This window comes from Peptoniphilus stercorisuis (assembly GCF_017874395.1).
Taxonomy (GTDB): Bacteria; Bacillota; Clostridia; order Tissierellales; family Peptoniphilaceae; genus Anaerosphaera; species Anaerosphaera stercorisuis.
Window position 1 is genome coordinate 1 of record NZ_JAGGLJ010000012.1, and the last position, 22,320, is coordinate 22,320.

The 22,320-nt window shown below is 27.2% G+C and carries 26 protein-coding genes, 1 tRNA gene and 1 other annotated feature (1 of these 28 only partly in view); of the genes, 17 read left to right on the top strand and 10 right to left on the bottom strand.

Features of this window, described 5'->3' with window-relative positions:
- The first annotated feature begins 182 nt into the window (after window positions 1-182).
- Entirely contained in the window at window positions 183-665 is a 483-nt protein-coding gene (locus tag J2Z71_RS06410; protein ID WP_210061178.1) for an RNA polymerase sigma factor, read from the top strand.
- On the top strand, window positions 662-1,393 hold the full coding sequence (locus J2Z71_RS06415) for a zf-HC2 domain-containing protein (RefSeq protein WP_210061180.1): 732 nt from the start codon (window positions 662-664) through the stop codon (window positions 1,391-1,393). The genes J2Z71_RS06410 and J2Z71_RS06415 overlap by 4 nt, the downstream gene beginning before the upstream one ends.
- 4 nt (window positions 1,394-1,397) lie before the next feature.
- Here J2Z71_RS06415 and J2Z71_RS06420 read toward each other — a convergent pair whose 3' ends face one another.
- Window positions 1,398-1,622 (bottom strand): hypothetical protein, encoded by a 225-nt coding sequence (locus J2Z71_RS06420; RefSeq protein WP_210061182.1) that lies wholly within the window; start codon window positions 1,620-1,622, stop codon window positions 1,398-1,400.
- Between the two features lie 143 nt (window positions 1,623-1,765).
- On the opposite strand from J2Z71_RS06420, the gene J2Z71_RS06425 reads away from it, so the two are divergent.
- A complete protein-coding gene (locus tag J2Z71_RS06425) occupies window positions 1,766-2,560 on the top strand; it encodes a hypothetical protein (protein WP_210061184.1) in 795 nt (264 codons plus the stop codon).
- Window positions 2,561-2,600: 40 nt separating this feature from the next.
- On the opposite strand, the gene J2Z71_RS06430 is transcribed toward J2Z71_RS06425, so the two are convergent.
- The 5 genes from J2Z71_RS06430 to J2Z71_RS06450 form a co-directional block, all read right to left on the bottom strand.
- Window positions 2,601-3,626: a DUF4179 domain-containing protein gene (locus J2Z71_RS06430; protein WP_210061186.1), complete on the bottom strand. Its 1,026-nt coding sequence runs from the start codon at window positions 3,624-3,626 to the stop codon at window positions 2,601-2,603.
- Window positions 3,627-4,175 (bottom strand): sigma-70 family RNA polymerase sigma factor, encoded by a 549-nt coding sequence (locus tag J2Z71_RS06435; RefSeq protein ID WP_210061188.1) that lies wholly within the window; start codon window positions 4,173-4,175, stop codon window positions 3,627-3,629.
- A 725-nt stretch (window positions 4,176-4,900) separates the two neighbouring features.
- Window positions 4,901-5,191, bottom strand: a complete 291-nt coding sequence (locus tag J2Z71_RS06440) for a hypothetical protein (protein ID WP_210061190.1) — start codon at window positions 5,189-5,191, stop codon at window positions 4,901-4,903.
- A gap of 54 nt (window positions 5,192-5,245) precedes the next feature.
- Window positions 5,246-5,548 carry a hypothetical protein gene (locus J2Z71_RS06445; RefSeq protein WP_210061192.1) on the bottom strand — a complete coding sequence of 101 codons (303 nt, stop codon included), beginning with the start codon at window positions 5,546-5,548 and terminating at the stop codon, window positions 5,246-5,248.
- Between the two features lie 180 nt (window positions 5,549-5,728).
- Complete coding sequence (locus tag J2Z71_RS06450) at window positions 5,729-6,019, bottom strand: hypothetical protein (protein ID WP_210061194.1); 291 nt, start codon at window positions 6,017-6,019, stop codon at window positions 5,729-5,731.
- 225 nt (window positions 6,020-6,244) lie between these two features.
- Here J2Z71_RS06450 and J2Z71_RS06455 point away from each other — a divergent pair, with 225 nt between their 5' ends.
- The 11 genes from J2Z71_RS06455 to J2Z71_RS06505 all read left to right on the top strand — a co-directional run bounded on the left by J2Z71_RS06455 (window position 6,245) and on the right by J2Z71_RS06505 (window position 16,204).
- Window positions 6,245-7,681: an alanine/glycine:cation symporter family protein gene (locus J2Z71_RS06455; RefSeq protein ID WP_210061196.1), complete on the top strand. Its 1,437-nt coding sequence runs from the start codon at window positions 6,245-6,247 to the stop codon at window positions 7,679-7,681.
- 148 nt (window positions 7,682-7,829) lie between these two features.
- Complete coding sequence (locus J2Z71_RS06460; RefSeq protein ID WP_210061198.1) at window positions 7,830-8,660, top strand: bifunctional 5,10-methylenetetrahydrofolate dehydrogenase/5,10-methenyltetrahydrofolate cyclohydrolase; 831 nt, start codon at window positions 7,830-7,832, stop codon at window positions 8,658-8,660.
- Between the two features lie 91 nt (window positions 8,661-8,751).
- Window positions 8,752-9,645 carry a glutamate formimidoyltransferase gene (gene ftcD, locus J2Z71_RS06465; RefSeq protein ID WP_210061207.1) on the top strand — a complete coding sequence of 298 codons (894 nt, stop codon included), beginning with the start codon at window positions 8,752-8,754 and terminating at the stop codon, window positions 9,643-9,645.
- A 10-nt stretch (window positions 9,646-9,655) separates the two neighbouring features.
- Window positions 9,656-11,335, top strand: a complete 1,680-nt coding sequence (locus J2Z71_RS06470) for a formate--tetrahydrofolate ligase (protein ID WP_210061209.1) — start codon at window positions 9,656-9,658, stop codon at window positions 11,333-11,335.
- 8 nt (window positions 11,336-11,343) lie between these two features.
- Window positions 11,344-11,970 (top strand): cyclodeaminase/cyclohydrolase family protein, encoded by a 627-nt coding sequence (locus J2Z71_RS06475; RefSeq protein ID WP_210061211.1) that lies wholly within the window; start codon window positions 11,344-11,346, stop codon window positions 11,968-11,970.
- A 58-nt stretch (window positions 11,971-12,028) separates the two neighbouring features.
- The gene (glmL, locus tag J2Z71_RS06480) at window positions 12,029-13,414 is read left to right on the top strand and encodes a methylaspartate mutase accessory protein GlmL (RefSeq protein ID WP_210061213.1); all 1,386 of its coding nucleotides are present in this window, start codon (window positions 12,029-12,031) and stop codon (window positions 13,412-13,414) included.
- On the top strand, window positions 13,414-14,295 hold the full coding sequence (locus J2Z71_RS06485; RefSeq protein WP_210061216.1) for a histidine racemase CntK family protein: 882 nt from the start codon (window positions 13,414-13,416) through the stop codon (window positions 14,293-14,295). The genes glmL and J2Z71_RS06485 overlap by 1 nt, the downstream gene beginning before the upstream one ends.
- A 68-nt stretch (window positions 14,296-14,363) precedes the next feature.
- Window positions 14,364-14,501: a hypothetical protein gene (locus J2Z71_RS06490; RefSeq protein WP_210061218.1), complete on the top strand. Its 138-nt coding sequence runs from the start codon at window positions 14,364-14,366 to the stop codon at window positions 14,499-14,501.
- 56 nt (window positions 14,502-14,557) lie between these two features.
- Window positions 14,558-14,743 carry a hotdog family protein gene (locus tag J2Z71_RS06495; RefSeq protein WP_210061219.1) on the top strand — a complete coding sequence of 62 codons (186 nt, stop codon included), beginning with the start codon at window positions 14,558-14,560 and terminating at the stop codon, window positions 14,741-14,743.
- A gap of 145 nt (window positions 14,744-14,888) precedes the next feature.
- A complete protein-coding gene (locus J2Z71_RS06500; protein ID WP_210061221.1) occupies window positions 14,889-15,422 on the top strand; it encodes a hypothetical protein in 534 nt (177 codons plus the stop codon).
- 86 nt (window positions 15,423-15,508) lie between these two features.
- Window positions 15,509-16,204: a radical SAM protein gene (locus tag J2Z71_RS06505; protein WP_210061232.1), complete on the top strand. Its 696-nt coding sequence runs from the start codon at window positions 15,509-15,511 to the stop codon at window positions 16,202-16,204.
- A gap of 13 nt (window positions 16,205-16,217) precedes the next feature.
- Here the strand turns inward: J2Z71_RS06505 and J2Z71_RS06510 are convergent, their stop codons facing one another.
- From J2Z71_RS06510 to J2Z71_RS06520, 3 genes are read right to left on the bottom strand one after another with little or no spacing between them, the layout of a single operon-like run.
- Window positions 16,218-17,609 (bottom strand): MATE family efflux transporter, encoded by a 1,392-nt coding sequence (locus J2Z71_RS06510; RefSeq protein WP_245311198.1) that lies wholly within the window; start codon window positions 17,607-17,609, stop codon window positions 16,218-16,220.
- A gap of 32 nt (window positions 17,610-17,641) precedes the next feature.
- Entirely contained in the window at window positions 17,642-18,457 is an 816-nt protein-coding gene (locus J2Z71_RS06515) for an EFR1 family ferrodoxin (protein ID WP_210061234.1), read from the bottom strand.
- 51 nt (window positions 18,458-18,508) lie between these two features.
- Window positions 18,509-19,663, bottom strand: a complete 1,155-nt coding sequence (locus tag J2Z71_RS06520; protein ID WP_210061236.1) for an AI-2E family transporter — start codon at window positions 19,661-19,663, stop codon at window positions 18,509-18,511.
- 76 nt (window positions 19,664-19,739) lie between these two features.
- Here J2Z71_RS06520 and J2Z71_RS06525 point away from each other — a divergent pair.
- A tRNA-Glu gene (locus tag J2Z71_RS06525) sits at window positions 19,740-19,814 on the top strand.
- Between the two features lie 80 nt (window positions 19,815-19,894).
- Here the strand turns inward: J2Z71_RS06525 and ymfI are convergent.
- Window positions 19,895-20,629, bottom strand: coding sequence for an elongation factor P 5-aminopentanone reductase (ymfI, locus tag J2Z71_RS06530; RefSeq protein WP_210061238.1), 735 nt, complete (start codon window positions 20,627-20,629; stop codon window positions 19,895-19,897).
- 100 nt (window positions 20,630-20,729) lie between these two features.
- Between ymfI and J2Z71_RS06535 the strand changes: the two genes are divergently transcribed.
- Both J2Z71_RS06535 and J2Z71_RS06540 read left to right on the top strand, forming a co-directional pair.
- On the top strand, window positions 20,730-21,335 hold the full coding sequence (locus tag J2Z71_RS06535; protein WP_210061240.1) for a nitroreductase family protein: 606 nt from the start codon (window positions 20,730-20,732) through the stop codon (window positions 21,333-21,335).
- Between the two features lie 24 nt (window positions 21,336-21,359).
- Complete coding sequence (locus J2Z71_RS06540) at window positions 21,360-21,962, top strand: nitroreductase family protein (protein WP_210061242.1); 603 nt, start codon at window positions 21,360-21,362, stop codon at window positions 21,960-21,962.
- Window positions 21,963-22,127: 165 nt separating this feature from the next.
- Window positions 22,128-22,320 (top strand) — a binding site (T-box leader); it runs 51 nt beyond the window's last position.

Sequence of the window (22,320 nt, forward strand, 5' to 3'; positions counted from 1 at the left end):
AGTTGGGAGAGCATCTGCCTTACAAGCAGGGGGTCATAGGTTCGAGCCCTATTGTGTCCACCATAGTTAATCTACTAGAAATAGTAGATTTTTTTTATTATAAATTTATTTTTTTAAAAATTTATAATATTTTGTAACGTTTTTGCATTTAGAAAGTTATATATATAAGGGGGTGAGAAGGCATGGAATTTGAAGAAATATATAATTTGTATTTTAAAGAGATTTATCTATATATTAAGTCTTTGTCTAAAGATGAAAATATAGCAGAAGAAATTACACAGGAAACTTTCTTCAAGGCTTTAAAAAATATTGAATCCTTTGATGGTTCAAAGGATATTAGAGCTTGGCTTTTTACTATTGCAAAAAATACATATTTTTCCCACTATAAGAAAAATAAAAACTTAGTATATGAAAGTTTTTTAGAAAAGAAAAGTATTGATATAAAGTTTATAGATAAGTTAATAAATGAAGAAGATGCCTTTTTAATCCACCAATTTATCCATAAGATGAAAGAGCCTTATAAGGAAGTATTTTATTTGAGAGTTTTTGGAGAATTAAATTTTAAAAGCATTTCAGAGATTTTTGGTAAAAGTGAAAGCTGGGCAAGAGTTACTTTTTATAGGGCAAAGGGAAAGATTAGGGAATATTTGGAGGAGATAGAATGAGGGATAAAATTTGCAATATAATAAGAGATTTGTTGCCTCTTTATGTAGATGATGTTTTAAGTGTTGATAGTAAAGACTTTGTAGAGAGCCATTTAAAAGATTGTAGTGATTGCAAAAAAGAATATGATCTTATGAAAGAGGATTTAGTGATTCCAAGGGAGAATAGAGATAATAGTTTAAAAAGTATTAAAAAAACTTTAAAGAGTAAGAAGATTAAAAATATTGTACTTACTATTATTTTAACTTCAATTATAATTATTTCTTCTATTGAGCTGATTTTTCATAGGAATACTTTGATTAAATATGATAAAAATTTAATTGATATAGTAAATATAAATAATAATATCTATTCAAAATTTAAAGCTAAGAATTATTATGGTATAAATGTACACACTATTGAAGATGTAAATATAGATAATAAGATGGAAAATATTGTTATAATTAGTTATTATGAAAGTTTTGCAGAATCTCCTAAGAGAAATTTAACAAAGAAAAATTTAAGTGAAGAAGATAGATTATTTTTACTTGGAGAAATAGATAATAAGGATTATATAGAGATAAATAGAGATGATATAAATTCTGATACAATAGCTAGAAATAAGGGGATAGACAGAGTTTATTATTTAAATAAGGATATTAATACAGATATTGGTTTTGGTGATGATAGAGAGAAAAATTTAAATAATATTCTTAAAAATTCAATATTAATATGGCAAAAAGAAGTCTAGTTTTCTAGGCTTCTTCTTTTAATACTTGTGAAAATTCAGCACATTGAACTAGTGTAAAGATATATATTGTAAAAATTTGAATTATAATGATATTTTTAAAGGATTTCATTGGAAAGTAAATTAAATTATATTTAATAGATAAAAAATCAATAAGTATCATAATTAATATATTTACAATAAAAGTCTGAATATAGTATTTAATAGATTCATTAAAAATTTTATTTTTCATAAAACACCTCTTTGAGACTATTCTATACCCTAGAATTAATAAAATATTTAAATAAAAGATAATTAAAATTATGAAAAAGAAACTCACTATGTTATAGTAAAGTAATAAGCAATATACATATTAAATTATAAGGATGTGAAATTATGGAAAATATATTTATAGGTTTATTTTTTTTATCAGCACTATGTTTAATAGTAGGATTAATAAAACCAAGTGCAGTAATTAAATGGGGGGATGGAAAAAATATAAATAGGAAAAATGTATTTAAATATTATGGTTTATCAATGATGGCTTTTTTCATATTAACTGGAATATTTGTAAAAACTCCTGAAGATAATAATATTTCTAAAAAAGTTAATAATAATATCATTAAAGAAGAAGAGAAAGAAAAAAAGAAAGAAGAATATTTTAAAATATTAGAAGAAGATAAAAGTTTTATTATAAAAAATTATGCTGATTTTACAGATTTTGAAAAAGATAGACTCGATGAAATAAGAGATAATATTGAGTTATTAAAGGATGAAGATAAAGAGTATATAAATCCACATTTAGAAAGATTAGATAAACAAGAAGAAGAATGGAATATATATGTAGCAGAGGAAGAAGCAAGAAAAGAACAAGAAAAATATAATTCTGGAATAGGATGGTATGATTTAGCTAGAGATAAAAATGGATTAATGGGATCCTATGTAACTTTTAGTGGTAAGATAGTTCAAGTTATGGAAGGAGATAAATCAAATCAATATAGAATGGCAGTAAATGATAATTATGATCAAATTATTTTAATAGAAATAAATAAAAATAAATTGCCTGCAAATTTATTAGAAGATGACTATATTACTATTGAAGGAATGAGTGTAGGGAATATAACATATAAAACAATATTTGGAGCTAATAATACAATTCCAGGTATAATGGTAGATAATGTTTATTTCTAAAAATAAAAAAAGCCTAAGTAATTTTAGGCTTTTATTTTATTTATTTAATTTTTATAGTAATATTTCCACCATCAATTGCCTTTGTATGATCTATTCTTCCAGATTCTTCAGGCATTTTTAAATATTTAATATTTAAGTGTAGTTCACTTGCGTCTTTATTTATTTTTGATTGGTTTCTAAAAGTAATTTTTCCATTAAAAAGTTCGTGCATAAAGAATTCTACTTTATTGCCTAGATTATCTTCTCCAACAAGTGTAAAATCATAACTATCTTTTGTTGGATTTATAAAGTCTGCATAAATAAGATTACTAAATTCATTTTCTGAATAACTAGTAAATTTAAGTTCTAAATCATTAATTTTAACATTTTGATTAATATCTAATTCAACTGTATCTTTTGTAAGTTCTGATCCTGATGTATTAAATTCAAAGTTCCAGTTACCTTTAATTTTATCTTCTTTTTCACCTTGATAGATATAAACTTTTTTAATTTTTATTTTTATATCAAGATTTTCATCATTATTTATATTTTCAATTTTACTTTCCATCATTTCATTAAATGTATATTTATCAATTTGCTCTGAGAATCCTGTTCCTGAAATAACTTTTGCTTTTTTACCATTAATATAAACATCATAGTCCATATGGTATCCATCTACTTCTTGTGGGAGTCTAAGAGTAGTTGAAACCATTAATTTATCTCTATTGATTGCAACATCATTTAATTTAACGCTAAGGCCATTATCAGTTACTTCGCTATTTACTACTGTTGTATATTTCTCTATATCCTTATCAGCTCCAATTGCCTTAGATATAGAGTAGCTAATATTATTTAGTGTCTCTTCAGCTTTTGCATAGACAACTGATCCTAAATCTGTACTGAATATTCCAACACCAATTATTAAAGCTGCAGCAATAGTGCCATATTTTTTATTATTTTTCTTTTTAATATTTTTTTTAAAAGTTTTTTTCATTTTCATCTTCTCCAAATCATTTGTATTTTTAATTTCATATTTACTGAAGTCAAAATCTTCATCATTGATTTTGTCGTATAAATCTCTATTCATTTATAATTCCTCCCTATTTAAATTATTTTTTAGTTTTTTCTTTCCGCGAGAAAGAATATTATAAAGATTGGATTTTTCTATTTGCATATTTTTAGAAACTTCTTCAATAGAAAGTCCTTTGATATATAGATCTTCAAATATTTTTTTATCTCTTTTAGAAAGCATATTTAGAGATTTCTTAATTTCTTCTTCACCTTCAAGCTCAAGAAGGATATCAAGATTATCTTTTCTATTAGAAATAAATAAGTCATCTATATTTTCATTTTCACTATCTTTTAAGTATTTTCTTATATAGTCTATGGACTTGTACTTTGTAATGCCACCAACCCAGTTTTTAAAACTAGATTTATCCTCATTATATAAATCTATATTATTCCAAATGCCTAGGAGACAGTCATTTATACACTCTTCTTCATAGTCTTGTATTTTAAATAGATGCTTAGAGACAATAGTTTTAATAATCCATGAATAATTGTCAATTACATAATAAAGAGCATCTTCATTTTTATTTTTTAGTTCTTCTATAAAATTATCTTCTGTAATTTTCAATAAATCACCTTCTTTTTATTTATTTGCTTGTACTATATACTTCGTAAGAAATTTGAAAATCTATCACTTTTTTTAAAAATATTTTTATAATTAAAATAAGACCTATTCTTTAAAGGATAGGTCTTAAGTGTATTGTTAGAAATTTAAGTATAAGATTTAAGTATTAATATTTTTTTCATACTATATAAAACGCCAATAATTTTATTTATAATTAAGTAAAAAAATTCTCTATAACAAGTGAAATAGTAAGAGTAAAATAACTTTTATATAAATTATTATTGTATCTAATAATTTTCAAAGGGTTGAAGTTTGAATCTATATGTATTTGTTTTATATAATTTATGAAAAATACTTAATGATATTTTATTATTAGATATTAATATTTTCATATAAATTCAATCTACTATTTAATAATACAATAAAAATTTTAAAAATCTATTGCTAAAGTTTTAAGAATTTATTAAGAATATTTAATGTTAAAAATAAAAAAGAGGCTTAAAAGCCTCTTTTTTAAAGCAACAATAATAAAAAGGAGATAATTTTAGAAGTAAAATTACCATTAAGATAGGAAACTTTAGTTTGGGTAAAGTTCCTTGTTAATTATAAGTAGTATAGCAAATATTTTAGTTATATTTGTTAATAGATAAATAAAAGATTTTCTATTATCTATATTAATATGATAACACAAAGAAAACATTTGCACAATATAGATTTATTATATTTACTTAATTTTTTTTAAGTTTAATTTTAAATAGATTTTTATTTTGATTATTTTCTACAATATCATAATTACTTAAAATACTTACAAGGGCATTTACTTCAGCACTACATTTGTAAAAACTCAGTACTTTTGGTGTTATTTTAAATAATTTAGAGGATAGAATTTTGTCAATATCATAATCTTCGCTATTTAGAGATTCAGAAAGAGTATTTGCAAGATCTCCTTCAATTAGAATTTCTTCTTCTTTATTATTCACTGCTTTTTTTAGACCAGCTTCTGTTGTAATAATAACCATAGAAAGTCCTCCTTATACACCTATATGGTATAGATTAATTTATAGTTTACAGTCTTAGTTCTGTAAACGTTCTTCATTAATTTTTGAAAAAATCAATTGATTTATTTTAATATTATTATCTTTTAAATAATATTTTTCTCGAAGTTCTCTTATGATCTTAAAAGATGTTGTTCCACCAAAAAGGATATACATTTTAAGAGGAGATAAATAAGAAGTGTTATAATAACTTTTCTTTATGTAGTTTTCGCTTAATTTAAATTTATCAAAAAGCCTAATTGAGAAAGGTCCTTCAATTATTATCTCACTATCTTTATTTTTTAATGCCTTTTCAAGATCAAATTTGTTTGTAACTAACATTTTATCTCCTCCTTACTAAATATCTACTATTAGTAATATACCCATAATAATTAGGTAATAAAAATAAAAAGACTTTTTTGTCTTTTTATTTTTATTCAAGGAAACAATATGATTACAAACTATTAAATCAGTTTAGTAATTTAATAGAGCATACCATATAATAAATGAAAATTCAAAATTTTACTTATTTTCAATTATTGACAGATAAACTTTAGATTCGTCCATATTGTATCCAATATTATAATTATCTACTATATGTACAAACATATTAAATAAGTCTATGCTTCCAAAATATTGATTTATCATTAAATCAGGAATAAATACTGTTCTTGATAATGCTCCATAGATTCTAGGATCTTCTGATGATAATTTGTCGTATAATTCTTCGGCAAGTCCACCAATAACTACTATGTCTTTTTCTCTATTGTCTAGTGCATTAGAAAGTTCAAAATCTTTTTCTACTTTAATCATAACAATCTCCTTTATGTAATATATCTATTATATTAGTCTAAATTTACTAAAAGGTAAATATGATAATTAAAAAGAATGGATAATTATTGTGTTGATTTATCCTTTAGCACATTATATTATTAAAAGAAGTTATTATGATTAGTATGGGTAATATATTAGATAAAGTAATTTTTAATATTAAGACTAAAATTGTTTTAAATAATCTAGAGATAAGAGGTTTTTCATATGGATAATATTATAAATTTAATAAATGATAAAGTTTGGGGAATGGGGCTTATTTTATTAGTTTTAATTACAGGTCTTTATTATTCTTTTAAGATGAAGTTTCCCCAGTTTAGAAGATTTAAGTCTATGATAGATGTATCTTCAAAATCAAAAAATTCAGAGAAGGGACTTAATCAATTACAGTCTTTTATATTTACAGCTGCTAGGACCGTAGGTGTTGGAAATATTGCAGGAATGGCAGCAGGTATTTATTTTGGAGGGCCTGGATCTATTTTTTGGCTTTGGATACTTGCTATATTTGGCTCTCCTATAGCTATGATTGAGGGGATAATGTCTCAAATTTATAAGGTTGAAATCAATGGCGAGTATAGAGGTGGTCCTGCTTATTATATGGACAAGGGTTTTAAAAATAAAAAAGTTGGAAGAATTTTTGCACTATTTTATGCAGTAGTTGGAGTATTTGCAGTTACTTTTTTAATGCCAAGAGTTCAAACTTATAATATTGTAAAGGGGCTTAATTTAGCTTTTGGTTTTAATATGAAGATTGCAGGAGTTGTCTTTTCAGCTATACTTGGAATTATAATAATTGGAGGACTTAAAAGAATAGGAAATACAGCTCAAAGAATTTCTCCTTTTATGGCAATTATATATTTTATTATGTCTCTTATTGTAATTGCATTTAATATATCAGAGTTTCCAAGGGTGATAGTTTTGATTGTAAAATCTGCTTTTGGTCGTGATGCGATTTTTGGTGCAATAATGGGACAGTCTATTATTTGGGGTATTAAAAGAGGTGTTTTTGCAAATGAAGTTGGGATAGGTTCTTCTGCTATTACATCGGCATCGGCTGAGGTGGAGCATCCTGTGACTCAAGGTTTTATTGGAGCACTTTCAGTATTTATGGGCACATTTTTTATATGTACTACTACGGCAATTATGATTCTTATTACAAATTCTTATAATGTAGTTGGTGTGAATCAAGAATTAATTGTAAATAATTTGAATAATGTGGAATATGGAAATGCCTATGTTATTAATGCAATTAATACAGTTCTTCCAGGAATAGGAGATGGTTTTATTGCAATATCAGTGCTTTGTTTTTCTTCTGTTGCTCTTCTTGCGTATTATCTATATGCAGAGAGTGATTTAATATATTTAGTTGGAGAGAGAAAAAAACCTGTATTATTACTTAAAATTGCCTTTATAATATCTGTTTATTTAGGAAGCACTTCTTCTGTTGATATGGTATGGACTATGGGAGATCTTGCACATGGGCTTATGGCTTGGATAAATATTATTACATTGATTTTAATAGGAAATCAAGCTGTTAGAATTTTTAAGGATTATGAAAATCAAGAAAAACTTGGAATAAATCCAGAGTTTAATCCAGAAGAGCTAAATTTAAATAATGTATCTGATTTATGGAAAAATAGCTAAATAAATAATAGATTTCAGATTGAAAAATCTTTATAACTTTAATTTAAGGAAGTGATTAAATTTTAAAAGATATCTGATATAATACAATATGTAGTAAAAGAAGATTAATATATAATACTATATATTGTAAGTTTATATAGGGGGTATTATGACAGATATTTTAAGATCTGATGATTTAGCTGAAAAAATTAAGACAAAGATAAAAGATAAAATTAATAATAATAATTTGTCTCCAAAACTTGCAACTATAAGACTTGGAAATAATCCAGGAGATGTTGCTTATGAAAGAGGTATCTTAAAAAGTGCAAATTCACTTAATATAAGTGTAGATACTAATATTTTAAGTAGAGATATTTTAGAAGATGATTTATTAAATTTAATTGATGATTTAAATAATGATACTTCAGTAGATGGAATAATAATTTTTAGACCTCTACCGGAGCATTTAGATGAAGAAAAAATCAATCTATCTCTTTCTCCTAAGAAGGACTTAGATTGTTTAAATCCAATAAATAAATCAAAGGTATATTCAGGAGATATAACTGGATTTATACCTTTGTCTCCAAAGGCAGGAATTATGCTTTTAGAGGAGTATGGAATAGATTTAGAAGGAAAAGATTGTGTTATTGTAAATGATTCCTCTGTGGTTGGAAAACCACTTTCTATGATTTTATTAGAAAATGAGGCTACTGTTACAATTTGTCATAGTAGAACTAGGGACTTAAAGGAAAAGACAAAAAACGCCGATATTGTTTTTACAGCAATAGGACGTGCTGAATATTTTGATAGAAGTTATTTTACAAAGGACTCAATAATAATAGATATAGGTGTATCAAGAAATAAAGATGGGAAAATGCGAGGAGATTTAGATACTTTAAGTATTGATGATTTTGTAGGGGCATATAGTCCTGTTCCTGGTGGAATTGGTAAACTAACAAATCTTTTACTTCTTGAGAGCTTACTTATGTATAGTTGTTAGTTTGAGAAAATAGATTAATCTATTTTCTTTTTCTTTTTATAAATTATTATGTATTTTCAAAATTAGGATTTAGATTTTAGGAGGCTATGTAATGAAAAGAGTAATGTGCATTCCAAACTACTCAGAGGGTAGAGATGAAGAAAAAATCAATAAGATAGTTGATTGTTTTAGAAATGTATCTAATGTAAAGCTTGTAGATTATCAACCAGACAAAGATCACAATAGACTTGTTGTAGAGGTTATTGGAGAGCCTGAAAGTGTAATCAAAGCTCTATTAAAATCAGTTGAGGTTGCGATAGAGTTAATAGATATGAGAACTCACAAAGGAGCACATCCAAGAATGGGCGCTGTTGATGTAGTGCCATTTATTCCAATTAGCGAAGTAGATACTAAAGACTGTATTGAGTATGCAAATACAGTAGCTAGTGCCATAGGTGATATGGGAATACCAGTATATTTATATGAAGAGGCAGCAACAAATCCTGAAAGAAAAAATCTTGCGAAAGTTCGTAAGGGACAATATGAGGGATTTTTTGAAAAGATTAAAGAAGATGAATGGACTCCAGATTATGGTCCCAAAGAGATGAATGAAAAATCAGGTGCAACTGCAGTAGCTGCAAGATTTCATCTAATTGCATTTAATGTAAATTTAAATACAGAAGATGAAGAAATTGCAGATAAAATTGCAAAGAAAGTTCGTCATATAGGTGGTGGACTTAGATATGTAAAGGCTATTGGACTTCCTCTTGAGGAGAAAAAACAAGTTCAAGTTTCTATGAATCTTGTAAATTACGAAAAAACAGCAGTATATCAAGCTCTTGAAATGGTAAAATCAGAAGCTAAAAGATATGGTCTAAGTGTTGTAAATACTGAACTTATAGGTATGATACCATTAGAGGCACTAATAGATTCTGCAAGTTATTATATGCAAATAGATGGACTTAGTAAAGATCAAGTTATTGAAACACTTTTAATTGAAGAATAAGGAGATTATAATGGCTGAGATAAAAACAGATATTGAAATAGCATCAGAAAGTAAACTAGAACCTATCGTAGATATTGCAAAAAAATGTGGCTTAAAAGAAGATGAAATAGAGCAATATGGAAAGTACAAAGCGAAAATTTCCTTTGATGCCATTCACAGACTAGAAGATAAAAAAGATGGTAAATTAATACTTGTTACAGCAATTACACCAACACCAGCAGGTGAGGGAAAATCAACAGTTTCAATAGGGCTTACTCAAGGACTAAATAAAATTGGAAAAAATTCTCTAGTTGCTTTAAGAGAACCATCACTTGGACCTGTTTTTGGAATTAAGGGAGGAGCTGCAGGTGGTGGATATTCACAAGTTGTTCCTATGGAAGATATAAACCTTCACTTTACAGGAGATCTTCACGCTATGACATCTGCAAATAATCTTCTATCAGCTTTAATAGACAATCATATCCATCAAGGAAATGAACTTAGAATTGATGAAAGACAAATTTTGTGGAAGAGAGTTTTAGATATGAATGATAGAGCTCTTAGAAATGTAGTAGTAGGTCTTGGTGGAAAAGTTTGTGGATTTCCAAGAGAAGATCAATTTATGATTACAGTTGCATCTGAGATAATGGCTACACTTTGTCTTGCAGAAGATCTAGAAGATTTAAAATTAAGACTTTCTAGAATGCTAGTTGCCTATGATTTAGATGGAAATCAAGTAACAGCAGGAGATTTAAATGCACAAGGTGCAATGGCTATGCTTCTAAAAGATGCAATAAAGCCAAATTTAGTTCAAACTTTAGAAAATACTCCAGCACTAATTCATGGAGGACCTTTTGCAAATATAGCTCATGGATGTAACTCAATTATAGCAACTAAACTAGGACTAAAAATGAGTGATTATCTAGTTACAGAAGCAGGATTTGGAGCAGATCTTGGAGCTGAAAAATTCTTTAATATAAAATGCAGACTTGCAAATCTAAATCCTAATGCAGTAGTAGTTGTAGCAACTATAAAAGCACTTAAGATGCATGGTGGAGTTAATAAAAATAATTTAAAAGAAGAAAATGTAGAGGCGCTTAAAGCTGGATTTTCAAATTTAGAAAGACATATAAATAATATGAGAAAATTTGGAGTACCAGTAATAGTAGCTGTAAATAAATTTGTTCAAGATAGTGATGAAGAAATTAAAACTTTAATAAATATGTGTGAAGAAATAGGTGCAGAAGTATCACTTTGTCAGTGCTGGGCACATGGTGGAGATGGAACTATAGATCTTGCAAATAAAGTAGTAGAAGTACTTGATAAAGAAAAAAGCAATTTCAAACCAATATATGATGAAAAATTATCAATTGAAGAAAAGGTAAATACAATTGTAAGAGAAATATATGGTGGTAGAAAAGCAGTATTTACATCATCAGCTATGAAAAAAATCAAAAAACTTGAAGAACTAGGTCTTGATAAAATGCCTGTTTGTATGGCAAAGACACAATTTTCATTTTCAGATGATCCAACAAAACTATCAGCACCAAAAGACTTTGATATAACTGTTCAAGAAGTTAGAGTATCTGCAGGAGCAGGATTTATAGTTTGTGAAACTTCAAATATTATGGTAATGCCAGGACTTCCAAAAGTACCAGCTGCACTAAATATGGATGTAGATAAATTTGGAAAAATGAGTGGACTTTTCTAGGAGGAATTATGTTAATTGATTTAAGTGTAAAAGATTTTGTATACGAAACAGCATCATCTTCACCAGCACCTGGTGGAGGAGCAGTATCAGCACTTGCAGCAGCACAGGGAGCTGCACTTCTTGAAATGGTTGCAAATCTAACTATTAATAGTAAAAAATATGAAGACTATCATATTGAAATGAAAGAAATTGCAAAAAAATGTAAAGTTTATGAAGATGAATTTTTAAAAAGTGTTGATGAAGATGCAAATTCTTTTAATTTAGTTATGGAAGCTTTTAAAATGCCAAAGGAAAGCGAAGAAGACAAAATTAAAAGAAGTGAAAAAATTCAAGAAGGATATAAAAAAGCTGCAATAGTTCCCTTTGAAGTTGGCAAAAAAGCCCTAGAGCTTTTTGATATTGCACAAGTTCTTGTGAAAAAGGGCAATACTAATGCAATTACAGATGTTGCAGTAGGAGTATTAAATACAAAACTTGCAATAAGTGGAGCTTTTTATAATGTAGAGATAAATCTTTTGTCAATAAAAGACAAGGAATTTGTAGAAGATTTAAAAATAAAAATGGACGAAATCTTAGATGATATTGAAACAAAAGCAGATGAAATACTAAGAGAAGTAGAAAATAAAATAGCTTAAATTTAAAAGGGACTTGCAAAGACAGGTCCTTTTTATTATCTTTTAAATAGGTGATAAAATGACAAATTACTTACTAGTAGATTTTGGAAGTACATATACAAAATTAACTCTTGTAGATATAGATAAATGTGAGATATTAGCACAAACTAAAAATATAACAACAATAAATGAAGGAATTATGGTAGGATATAAAAGTGCTTTAAAAAAACTAAAAGAACAATTTAAAAAAGATATTGTATTTGAAAAAGTACTAGCTTGCTCATCAGCAGCAGGTGGCCTTAAAATGATTTCAATAGGTCTAAGTAGAGATCTTACAGTTGAAGCAGGAAAAAGGGCAGCCCTTGGAGCAGGAGCTAGAATATTAAAGACTTATAGCTACGAATTAAGTGAAAGAGATTTAGATGAAATAGAAAGTCTAAATTGTGATATTATATTACTTTCTGGTGGGACCAATGGTGGCAATTATAAGAATATACTTTTTAATGCAAAAAAGCTTTCAAGTAGAAATTTAAAAATTCCAATAGTTGTAGCAGGAAATGAAAATGTCAGAGAAGAAATAGAAGAAATTTTTGAAAAAGAAAAAATAGAATACTATATAACTGAAAATGTAATGCCGAAAGTTAATATTTTAAATGCTGATCCTGTAAGAAATATAATTAGAGAAATATTTATGAATAGAATAGTACAGGCGAAGGGTATAGATACTTTTAGAGATTATATTGATGGTATTTTTCTTCCTACACCAGCTGCAGTGCTAAAGGCTGCAGAACTTTTGTCAAAGGGAACTAAAGATGAAAGTGGAATAGGAGATTTAATAGTAGTAGATATAGGTGGAGCAACAACAGATATACATTCAGTATCTAAAAATAAACTAAAGGATATTGAAACTAGATTTGAAGGACTAGAAGAACCTTTTGCAAAGAGAACTGTAGAAGGTGATCTTGGTATGCGTTATTCTGCTATTAGCTTATATGAAACAGTTGGGGAAGAAAAATTAAAGTCTTACTTGAAGATTAATTCTGAGATTTATACTTCTTGTAAAATTAGAAGTGAAAATATAGAAATGGTACCTAAAAGTAAAGAAGAATATTTATTTGATGAAGCAATGGCAAAATCTGCTGTGGAACTTGCAATAAAAAGACATAGTGGAAAGCTTAGAAAAGAATATTCTAATGGAAGATATATATATTATCAAAAGGGAAAAAATTTAAGAGATGTTTTGACAATTATAGGCACAGGTGGAGTTATAATAAACTCTAAAAATCCTAAAGAAATTTTAAGTGCAGTAGAAAATAATAAAGACTCTCTTATACTAACTCCAAAGACAGCAAAGTATTTTTCAGATGATTATTATATATTATCAGCAATGGGACTTTTAGGAATGCTAAAACCAAATGAATCTATAAAAATAATGAAAAAATATTTAAAATGGAGTTGTGATTAATGAAGAAAGTGAATTTAGATTTAATTATTGCAGAGGCATCTGGAAATATGACAGCATTTGTTGTATATCCAGTAGATCCAAGACTTAGAATACCTTATGGCAATAAAATAATGCAAGTAATAGATGATTATAATATAGAACAAGTTGGATTTATTGCACCAAGTTATGAAGATAAACCACTTAGACTAGATATGATGGGAAAAGAATTTTGTGCAAATGCAACTAGAGCATATGGATATTATTCAGCATTATGTGATGGACTTACAGGAAAGCAAAAAGTTGAAGTATATGTAAGTGGAAGTAAAGGCCCTACATTTGTAGAAGTTGATATGGATAAAGAAACTGCAATAGTTGAAATGCCAAGAGCTGAAAAAATTGCAGTAGTTGAAATGAATGGAAAAGACTATACAGCAGTAGTTTATGAAGGAACTGCTCATGTAATTGTTGAAAATGAAAAGGCAAGTGAAGAAAAAGCAAAAGAGCTAATTCGTGAATTAAAGACAATTTATGATCTACCATCACTTGGAGCACTATTTTTAGATAGAGAAAATTCTTCAATGATACCATATATATATATAGAAGATGGAGATAATTTCAAAAAAGTAAACTCTTGTGGATCAGGATCTGCTGCAGTAGCAACATATCTAACTCGTAATATAGATGATGATGTATTTGAAATGAGTTTAAAACAACCAAAGGGAACTATTGAAATAAAAGCAGTAAAAGACTCAACAGACTATACAATATATATTGGTGGAGATGTGAAAATCTCTGAAAAAGAACAAATTATATTTGATGTAGAAGATGAAGCTTTTGCCTTTGTTAAAAAAGCAAAAGATGAAGTTGCAGAAAACTACAAAAAAGAAAAAGAAAATAAATAAATCTAAATTTTTAAGAGTGGTATAATGCCACTCTTTTTTATTGGGTATATAAAACCAAGGTGATAATAATGAATAAAAAACTAAAGAAAAATCAAGTTATTATATATAAAAAGAAATTTACAAAAGAAGAAGTAAAAGAAATTGGAAATATAATTGGATTTTTGGAATACATCATGAAAAAGAAAATGAAAGGGGACAACTTTTAAATCAGGGAATATTAACAGCTACACTTACAAATAAAATAGGTGGAGAATATAATGTATTGGGATATAATATGGAATTTGATTTTATAGAAAAAGTATATACTGATGAGGAAATTACTTGTGAAAGTAAAGTTTTAGATATATTTGAAAAAAATGGCAAAAACCATGTAATCATAGAATCTCATCTTTATAATGAAGATAAAAAATTAGTTTTAAGAGGTATTTTAAAGGGGATTTTGCTCTAAAGTGTGATAATTAGCTACATTAATGAAATTTTAATATTTATTAATAAAAATGTAAGATTATCTTAACAAGAAAACGTTTGATAAATATTTTAAAATGTGATGACTATGTGTTATAATTAAGGAAAAGATGAGAAGAGGATATGAAATGAATAAGAAATTTACATATATATTTGTATTTTTAATTTGTATATTCATTAATACAACTGCTATTGCAAAGTCTAATGAAGCAAAAATTGGATATCAACAAGTAAAGGTAAATGGCTTAACATCAAATATTGTAACATATAATATTAGTGGAGAAAATTATTATAGAATAAGAGATATTGCCTTTGCGCTTAGAAATACAAACAAAAAATTTAATGTTAATTATAATGTAAAGAATAATGAAATATATCTTATAAGTGGCGAAAATTACTCATCAAAGGATGATTTTGTAATTTATGATGATATTGCCCTAGCAAATGCTTTTACAGGAAGTATTTTATTAGATAAAGAAGTATTAGATTTAAATTCCTATCATATTAAGGGATATAATTATTATAAATTAAATGATATTGCAAAAATTTTAAACTTTAATATAAAGTATGAAGGGGTAAATAAACTTGTAGTAATAAATACAAGTGAAGGATATTCAATAGAAAGAAATAAAGTTTCTATTTTAATTGATGAATTTAATTAAGATGCTAAGGCATCTTTTTTTATTTCTAGACTTTAAAAATACTCTATGTTATAATTCACTAGAAAATTAAGTAAAGAGATGATTAAATGGAAGATTTAGTTAGATACTCAAAAATTACAGAAAAATGCGAAAGAGAAATTGTTCTTTTAAAGGCAAAGCCTTGTTTTTGGGGAAAATGTGCCTTTTGTGACTATATTTTAGATAATTCTTCAGATGAAAAGTCTATTGATGAATTAAATGATGAGATTTTAAAAAATGTAACGGGAGAATTTGGAGTTTTAGAAGTAATTGATTCTGCATCTGTTTTTGAACTTACAGAACACACTAAAAAAAGTATCAAAAAAGTTGTAGAAGAAAAAAATATAAAACATCTTTTCTTTGAAGCACATTATATTTATAAAGATAGACTTGATGAAATAAGAGAATATTTTAATGTTCCAATAACTTTTAAAATAGGTATTGAAACTTTTGATAATGATTTTAGAAATAATGTCTTAAAAAAGGGTGCTTATTTTGAAGACTATAGAGAAGTTGAAAAATATTTTGACTCTCCTTGTATAATGGTTGGAATAAAGGGACAAAGTAAAGAAATGATAGATAGGGATATGGAAATTATTCAAAATCATTTTGAAAGAGCAACTGTAAATATTTTTGAAGAAAATAACACAAGTATTAAAAGAGATGATGAGCTAGTTAAGTGGTTTGTCAATAAATATTATTATTTAAAAGAAGATCCAAGAATCGAAGTATTATTTGAAATAACTGATTTTGGAGTAGGTTAAGAAAAAAAGAAGGCTAAGCCTTCTTTTTCTTTTTAGTAATTTCTTCATCTAAGATTACAGATTTCCAAGGGATAAATTGAATAGCTATTAAAAATACTATAGCTGCCATATAATTTGAGAATAAATTCCCCCAGAAAACTGCCTTAACTCCAAGTCTTGCCTTAAAGACAAGTATAAATATAAATCTAAATAGCCAAACTCTTAAAACTCCCATTATAAGAGGAGCTTTTGTTCTACCTAGACCAATAAATGCACCTTGTACTATCATATATGGAGCAAATCCAAAAACAGAAAATGTATATACATTTAATGCGCTTGTTGCAATTTTAATAATCTCAGGATCATTTGTGTTTTTTTGAAACAAATTAACAAGTTTTGGAGCACCTGGATAGAAAAATGTAACAATGATAACACTTAAAATAAATGCTAATAAAAGTCCTTTATACATAACTTTTTTTGCTTTTTTTCCATTAGAAGTTCCAACATTCATAGAAACCATAGTAGTTACAGTTGTTGAAATAGAACTTGGTATTGTAAATGATAATGAGTTTATATTTGATGCAATTCCTGCTGCATTTAAAGTTTTTGGTCCATATCCTTGAACTTCCATATTAATTAAAAAGAATCCAAGAGATACAAACATATAGGAAAGCATAGATGGTATTGCAAGATGCACTACTTCTCTTATTGCTATAAAATCAAATTTAAAGTTTTTAAGAGAAAGTTTCATTTCAGATTTTTTTATGAATAAATCATAAACCATCCAAATTGCAATTATAAAATAAGAACAAAAAGATGCAAGAACTGCACCAACTATTCCAAGTTTATAAAATTTTAAAAATACTACACTAAATATTATCTTTAAAATAAGTAGAATAATCATTCTAATAAATGTCGCCTCAGGCTGTCCCATAGCATTTTTAATTGCATTAAATATTGCAGCTAAAAAAAGAAGAGGCATTACAAGAGAGTATAAAGATAAGTATTTAAAAATATATGGAGCTACTTCTGGATTTACGCTTTTTGCTAGAAAAAATGCAATTAATACACAAATAGGAGCAATAATAACTCCAATTACTAGAGAAAACATAAGTATCTGCAAAGAAAAATGTTTTACTCTTTTTGTGTCATTTCTGCCATTATACTGGCCAATAATAGCCATTGATGCAGCTCCAAGTCCTTGAGAAAGTCCAATTAAAATATTAATTACAGGTTGAGAAAATGTAACAGCACCTGCTACAAGAACTCCACCGTAATTATTTAAAAAATATCCGTCAGAAAGAGGAATCAGTGACTGAACTAAGGCCATAAGCATTGTTGGAATTGACAGCATTAAAAGAGTTTTGAAAATATCTCCATTAAGTATCATTTCTCTTCTTTCTGAGACAGATTTACTAAAAAACATTAAATCACTTCACTATTTTAAAATTTAATTAATTATACAAAATAAACAGGTTCTGCACGTCTTTCGTATAAGTCTTCAAGCTCATGTGCATGATATAAATATCCTTCATCATCAAAGAATTTTGCATCTGTTGGACATTTTTTAATACAAGCACAACATTTCATACATATTCCTGGAACTTTTGAAACATCGTCAAAATCAATAGCACCCATTGGACATAGTTCTGCACAAAGTTTACAATCTATACATTTTTCCATGTCTGTTTTAGGTTTAACTTTTCTAATATCAATTCCCTTACCATGTCTATCTCTTGGAGTATAATAAGGTCTATAAGGAACTTCTCCTACCATTTCAGGATTAGAAAAATCTTCCCTTTCAATTTTTTCTGCAATTTTTTTGCTAAATTCACTTACTATTTCCATATCTTTATTATCAGGTCTGTTTTTTGCAAGAATTTGTGAGAAAGAGTGCTCTCCAACAAAAGCTCCTCCTGCAATTACATTTATTCCTCCAGAAGACATTAAATCACGAAGTTCAACTAGGCAATCATCAATATTTCTATTTCCATAAAGTCCAATAGCTACACCTAGTGCTCCATTACCATTTATTTTTTTTAAGTATGGAAGAAGTAAGTTTGGAACTCTTCCTGCAATTGTAGGAACACCTGCTATTACAAGATCTCCCTCTTTAAATTCAGGCGTTTCTTCACGAGATGCTGGAGTTGTGAAATTGTAATCAAAAATTTCTTTAACATTTAGTCTTTCTGCTACTTCATTTGCAATGCTTTGAACTACCCTTTTGGTAGTATCAGTTCCTGTAAAGTAAAAAGTACATATTCTATTAATCATAAAAATCCCCCCTAATGCTTTAAATTATAGCATATAGGAGGGTAAAATTTATTATTCTATTTTAATATTTTTTTCCTTTAATTGATTTTCTACATATTCACCAAGAAGTGTATATATTATTGCAAATATCGGTACAAAAAGCCACATTCCAAGAATACCTAATAAAAATCCTCCAACTGTAACAGCAAATAATGTCCACATAGATGGCAAAGATAAAGATGATCCAACTATCTTAGGATATATAATATTTCCCTCAACTTGTTGAGCTATTATCATAAATACAATAAAGACAATAGCTTGTGTTGGAGATTCTATTAAAAGTATAATAAAACCAATTAGAGCAGATAATAAAGCTCCAACTATTGGAACAAGTGCTAAGAAAGATGTAAGAATTGCAATCATAGGAGCATATGGAAGTCTTAAAATGCTCATTCCTATAAATACAATTACACCAAGAACAACTGCATCAGTAAACTGCCCTTTAATAAAGGAATAAAAGAAGTGATGGGCAAGTTTAAAGACCTTATTTATATAATTTGCAGTATTTTCCTTAAACATTGAAAATATAAGTCTTTTTGATTGAATAGATAACTTTTCCTTGTCAAAAAGTATATAAATTGAAAATATAAATCCTACAAAGAAATTTACAAAAGCACCGAAAATATTTGAAGCAGTGGACATTGCTTTTGAAAATACTCTAGAATTTTCATTAAATAAAAAGTCCTTAATATTTAAAAATGCCTTGTCCCAACTAAAATTACTATAAGTCTTTTGAAAATCAGCAGAATATTTTCCAATACCAGGTATTGAATTTAAAAATTCAAAGGCCTTATTTGTAAATATTGGAAGTTTATCTTCTAAATTTTGAATTGATTTTATAAACTGTGGAACAACTATGACAACTAAAAGTACAAGTAATAAAATAATAGTTAAAATAGATAAAAATATTGAAAGGCCACGTTTTTTATTTTGGCTTTTCATATTCTTTAAGACTTTATTTTCTATAAAATTCATTGGAATTTTAATTATAAAGGCAAGAGCTCCACCTAAGATAAAGGGAGACAAAATACCAACAAAAAATCCTAAAAACTTCCAAACAGCTGTAAAATTATATAAAATAAAATAAAAAGCTATAGATAATAATAAGACTTTTAATAAGTTTTTAGAATTATTATCATCTATTTTGATTCTAGAAAGATTATTCATAATTCACCTCTTTTAAAAAATATTAATAAAAATCTTTACAAATTTAAAATTTAGGAGTAATATATTTTATAGATTTGGTCCATTGGTCAAGCGGTTAAGACGTCGCCCTCTCAAGGCGGAATCAGGGGTTCAATTCCCCTATGGACTACCATAAATATATTATAAAAAAGAGATTCTTATAAGAATCTCTTTTTTTCTTTTATCAATATAAAATTACCCTAAAATAGGATATTATACGCAAAAACCACCATTAACTCCAATAATTTGACCGGTCATATAGGAGTTTTTATCAGAAATTAAAAAAGCAATAGACTCTGCTATTTCTTCAGGTTCTGCAATTCTACAAATAGGAATTTCATTACAAACACATTCTAAATCTTCCTTAGAATAAGTGCTCATCATATCAGTATTAACAGCTCCAGGTGCAATGGCATTTATCATAATACCAGATGGAGCAAGTTCAAGAGCAAGAGATTTAGTAAGCGCATCAATAGCTCCTTTTGTAGCAGAATAAGAACTTTCACAAGAAGCACCATTTGCTCCCCAAATAGAAGAAATATTTAAAATCTTACCACTGTGTTTAGAAAGCATATAGGGAAGAGCACAATGTATAGTATTAAAAACACCATTTACATTTACATTAAAAATATCTTGCCAATCATTATAGCTTATATCTTGAAAAAGTGATGTCTTTGCAATTCCTGCATTATTTATTAAAATATCAATACCTTTAAATTTATTTTCAATTTCATTAAACATTTGCTCAACTTCTTCTCTTTTTGAAATATCTGCTTGTATAGCAAGAGCATCTACTCCCATATCTCTAATTTCATTTTGAAGTGCTAAAGCAAGATCTCTACTTTTATTATAATTTATAAATATTCTATATTCTTTTTCATAGGCAAGTCTTTTTGCTATAGCTCTACCAATACCTCTACCTGCCCCTGTTATAAGTACATTTTTCATTTAATCACCAAAGATATTATATATGAATTATTATATAAATAAAATACAATTATATTTAAAAATTACTTTTAATGGGTAAATCTTCTTTAGGAGTGATTATATGAAATTAAATACAATAGAAAATCTGAAAAAAAGAAAAAGTAATTATAATTTAAATAAAGACATTAAAGTGAGTGACGAAGATATTATAAAAATGGTGGAAGATGTTTTTTTATACTCTCCATCAGCTTTTAACTCTCAATCCCATAAGGCAATAATTGTACTAGGTGATGAACATGATTATTTATGGGAAGATTTAACATTAAATACATTACTTGAAATAGTCAAAAAAGAAGAAAAAATTAAGGAAGTTACAGAAAAGATGAACTCCTTTAAAAATGCCTATGGAACAATTTTGATATTTGAAGATGAAGATATAGTAAAATCTCTTCAAGAACAATTTCCAATATTTAAAGATAATTTTCCGATTTGGTCAGAGCAAGGCTCAGGAATGGCGACTATTGAAATGTGGAATGCCTTTGCTGAAATGGGACTTGGTGCAAATCTGCAACATTATAATCCATTAATTGATGAAAAAATTCAAAAAAGATGGGATATTCCAAAAAATTGGGTATTAAGAGGACAACTTATATTTGGAGAAATAGTAGAAGAGGCAAAAGCTAAAGAAAAAATAGATATAAAGAAAAGAGTTAAAGTTGTTAAATAATTAAAAAATTAAAGGGGGACTAGTATGGAGTTAAAGACAGTAGAAATTTTTAAGAATAGAAGATCTTATTATAATTTGGATAAAAATATAAATGTTAAAAATGAGGATATAATAAATTTTGTAAAAGATATATTTTATTATTCCCCTAGTCCATATAATGCACAAAATCAAAGAGCAGTTGTCTTATTAGAAAAAGAACATGACTATCTTTGGGGAAATATTGTAATGGAAACACTTAGAAAACAAGTAGATGATGATGAGGCTTTTAAGAGAACAGAAAGTAAAATAAATGGATTTAAAAATGCCTATGGAACTATATTAATTTTTGAAGATATGGATGTAATAGGAGAATTACAAGAAAAATTCCCAACATATCATGACACTTTTATAGAGTGGTCAGAGCACTCATCAGGAATTGTAACTCAAGGACTTTGGATAGGACTTCGTGAAATGGGACTTGGTGCAAATCTGCAACATTATAATCCATTAATTGATGATGAAGTAAAAGAAAAATGGAATATTCCTAAAAATTGGTCTTTAAAAGCACAAATGGTCTTTGGAAATATATTAGAAGAACCAGCTCCTATGAAAAAAATAGACATAAATAAAAGAGTTTTAGTAAAATAATAAGAAAATTTTAAAAAAATGTGAATATTTTAAGAAAAAGTTAAAAATGCTATAAATATTGAGATATATAGCTTTAGAAGGGTATAAGAAGAAAAAGAGAAAATGAAAAATAAAAGAAAAGTTAAAAAAAGCCTTGCAGTTTAAAATTTAGATATGTATAATGATACAAAAGCTATGAGGAGACGATTAGTCTTAAAAAGTATTTTAAAGAGAGTGTCGGTTGGTGAGATGACATAAATAACATTAAGATGAAAAAAGGCTCTGAGCATCTTTGAGGATTATATATGATTCAAAGACGTGAGTGACCTACGTTATAGGGCAGAGGTATGATGGTACCTTGCAAGGTATATGCTGTAAA

Excerpts from the sequence above, each read along its gene's own strand:
- J2Z71_RS06430 (WP_210061186.1), bottom strand. The coding sequence starts at position 3,626 with ATGAATAGAGATTTATACGACAAAATCAATGATGAAGATTTTGACTTC.
- J2Z71_RS06420 (WP_210061182.1), bottom strand. The coding sequence starts at position 1,622 with ATGAAAAATAAAATTTTTAATGAATCTATTAAATACTATATTCAGACT.
- ymfI (WP_210061238.1), bottom strand. The coding sequence starts at position 20,629 with ATGAAAAATGTACTTATAACAGGGGCAGGTAGAGGTATTGGTAGAGCT.
- J2Z71_RS06490 (WP_210061218.1), top strand. The coding sequence starts at position 14,364 with ATGAATAAAAAACTAAAGAAAAATCAAGTTATTATATATAAAAAGAAA.
- J2Z71_RS06515 (WP_210061234.1), bottom strand. The coding sequence starts at position 18,457 with ATGATTAATAGAATATGTACTTTTTACTTTACAGGAACTGATACTACC.
- J2Z71_RS06415 (WP_210061180.1), top strand. The coding sequence starts at position 662 with ATGAGGGATAAAATTTGCAATATAATAAGAGATTTGTTGCCTCTTTAT.
- J2Z71_RS06535 (WP_210061240.1), top strand. The coding sequence starts at position 20,730 with ATGAAATTAAATACAATAGAAAATCTGAAAAAAAGAAAAAGTAATTAT.
- glmL (WP_210061213.1), top strand. The coding sequence starts at position 12,029 with ATGACAAATTACTTACTAGTAGATTTTGGAAGTACATATACAAAATTA.
- ftcD (WP_210061207.1), top strand. The coding sequence starts at position 8,752 with ATGAAAAGAGTAATGTGCATTCCAAACTACTCAGAGGGTAGAGATGAA.
- J2Z71_RS06540 (WP_210061242.1), top strand. The coding sequence starts at position 21,360 with ATGGAGTTAAAGACAGTAGAAATTTTTAAGAATAGAAGATCTTATTAT.
- J2Z71_RS06475 (WP_210061211.1), top strand. The coding sequence starts at position 11,344 with ATGTTAATTGATTTAAGTGTAAAAGATTTTGTATACGAAACAGCATCA.
- J2Z71_RS06520 (WP_210061236.1), bottom strand. The coding sequence starts at position 19,663 with ATGAATAATCTTTCTAGAATCAAAATAGATGATAATAATTCTAAAAAC.
- J2Z71_RS06445 (WP_210061192.1), bottom strand. The coding sequence starts at position 5,548 with ATGTTAGTTACAAACAAATTTGATCTTGAAAAGGCATTAAAAAATAAA.
- J2Z71_RS06410 (WP_210061178.1), top strand. The coding sequence starts at position 183 with ATGGAATTTGAAGAAATATATAATTTGTATTTTAAAGAGATTTATCTA.
- J2Z71_RS06470 (WP_210061209.1), top strand. The coding sequence starts at position 9,656 with ATGGCTGAGATAAAAACAGATATTGAAATAGCATCAGAAAGTAAACTA.
- J2Z71_RS06505 (WP_210061232.1), top strand. The coding sequence starts at position 15,509 with ATGGAAGATTTAGTTAGATACTCAAAAATTACAGAAAAATGCGAAAGA.
- J2Z71_RS06500 (WP_210061221.1), top strand. The coding sequence starts at position 14,889 with ATGAATAAGAAATTTACATATATATTTGTATTTTTAATTTGTATATTC.
- J2Z71_RS06510 (WP_245311198.1), bottom strand. The coding sequence starts at position 17,609 with ATGTTTTTTAGTAAATCTGTCTCAGAAAGAAGAGAAATGATACTTAAT.
- J2Z71_RS06440 (WP_210061190.1), bottom strand. The coding sequence starts at position 5,191 with ATGGTTATTATTACAACAGAAGCTGGTCTAAAAAAAGCAGTGAATAAT.
- J2Z71_RS06460 (WP_210061198.1), top strand. The coding sequence starts at position 7,830 with ATGACAGATATTTTAAGATCTGATGATTTAGCTGAAAAAATTAAGACA.
- J2Z71_RS06425 (WP_210061184.1), top strand. The coding sequence starts at position 1,766 with ATGGAAAATATATTTATAGGTTTATTTTTTTTATCAGCACTATGTTTA.
- J2Z71_RS06485 (WP_210061216.1), top strand. The coding sequence starts at position 13,414 with ATGAAGAAAGTGAATTTAGATTTAATTATTGCAGAGGCATCTGGAAAT.
- J2Z71_RS06450 (WP_210061194.1), bottom strand. The coding sequence starts at position 6,019 with ATGATTAAAGTAGAAAAAGATTTTGAACTTTCTAATGCACTAGACAAT.
- J2Z71_RS06455 (WP_210061196.1), top strand. The coding sequence starts at position 6,245 with ATGGATAATATTATAAATTTAATAAATGATAAAGTTTGGGGAATGGGG.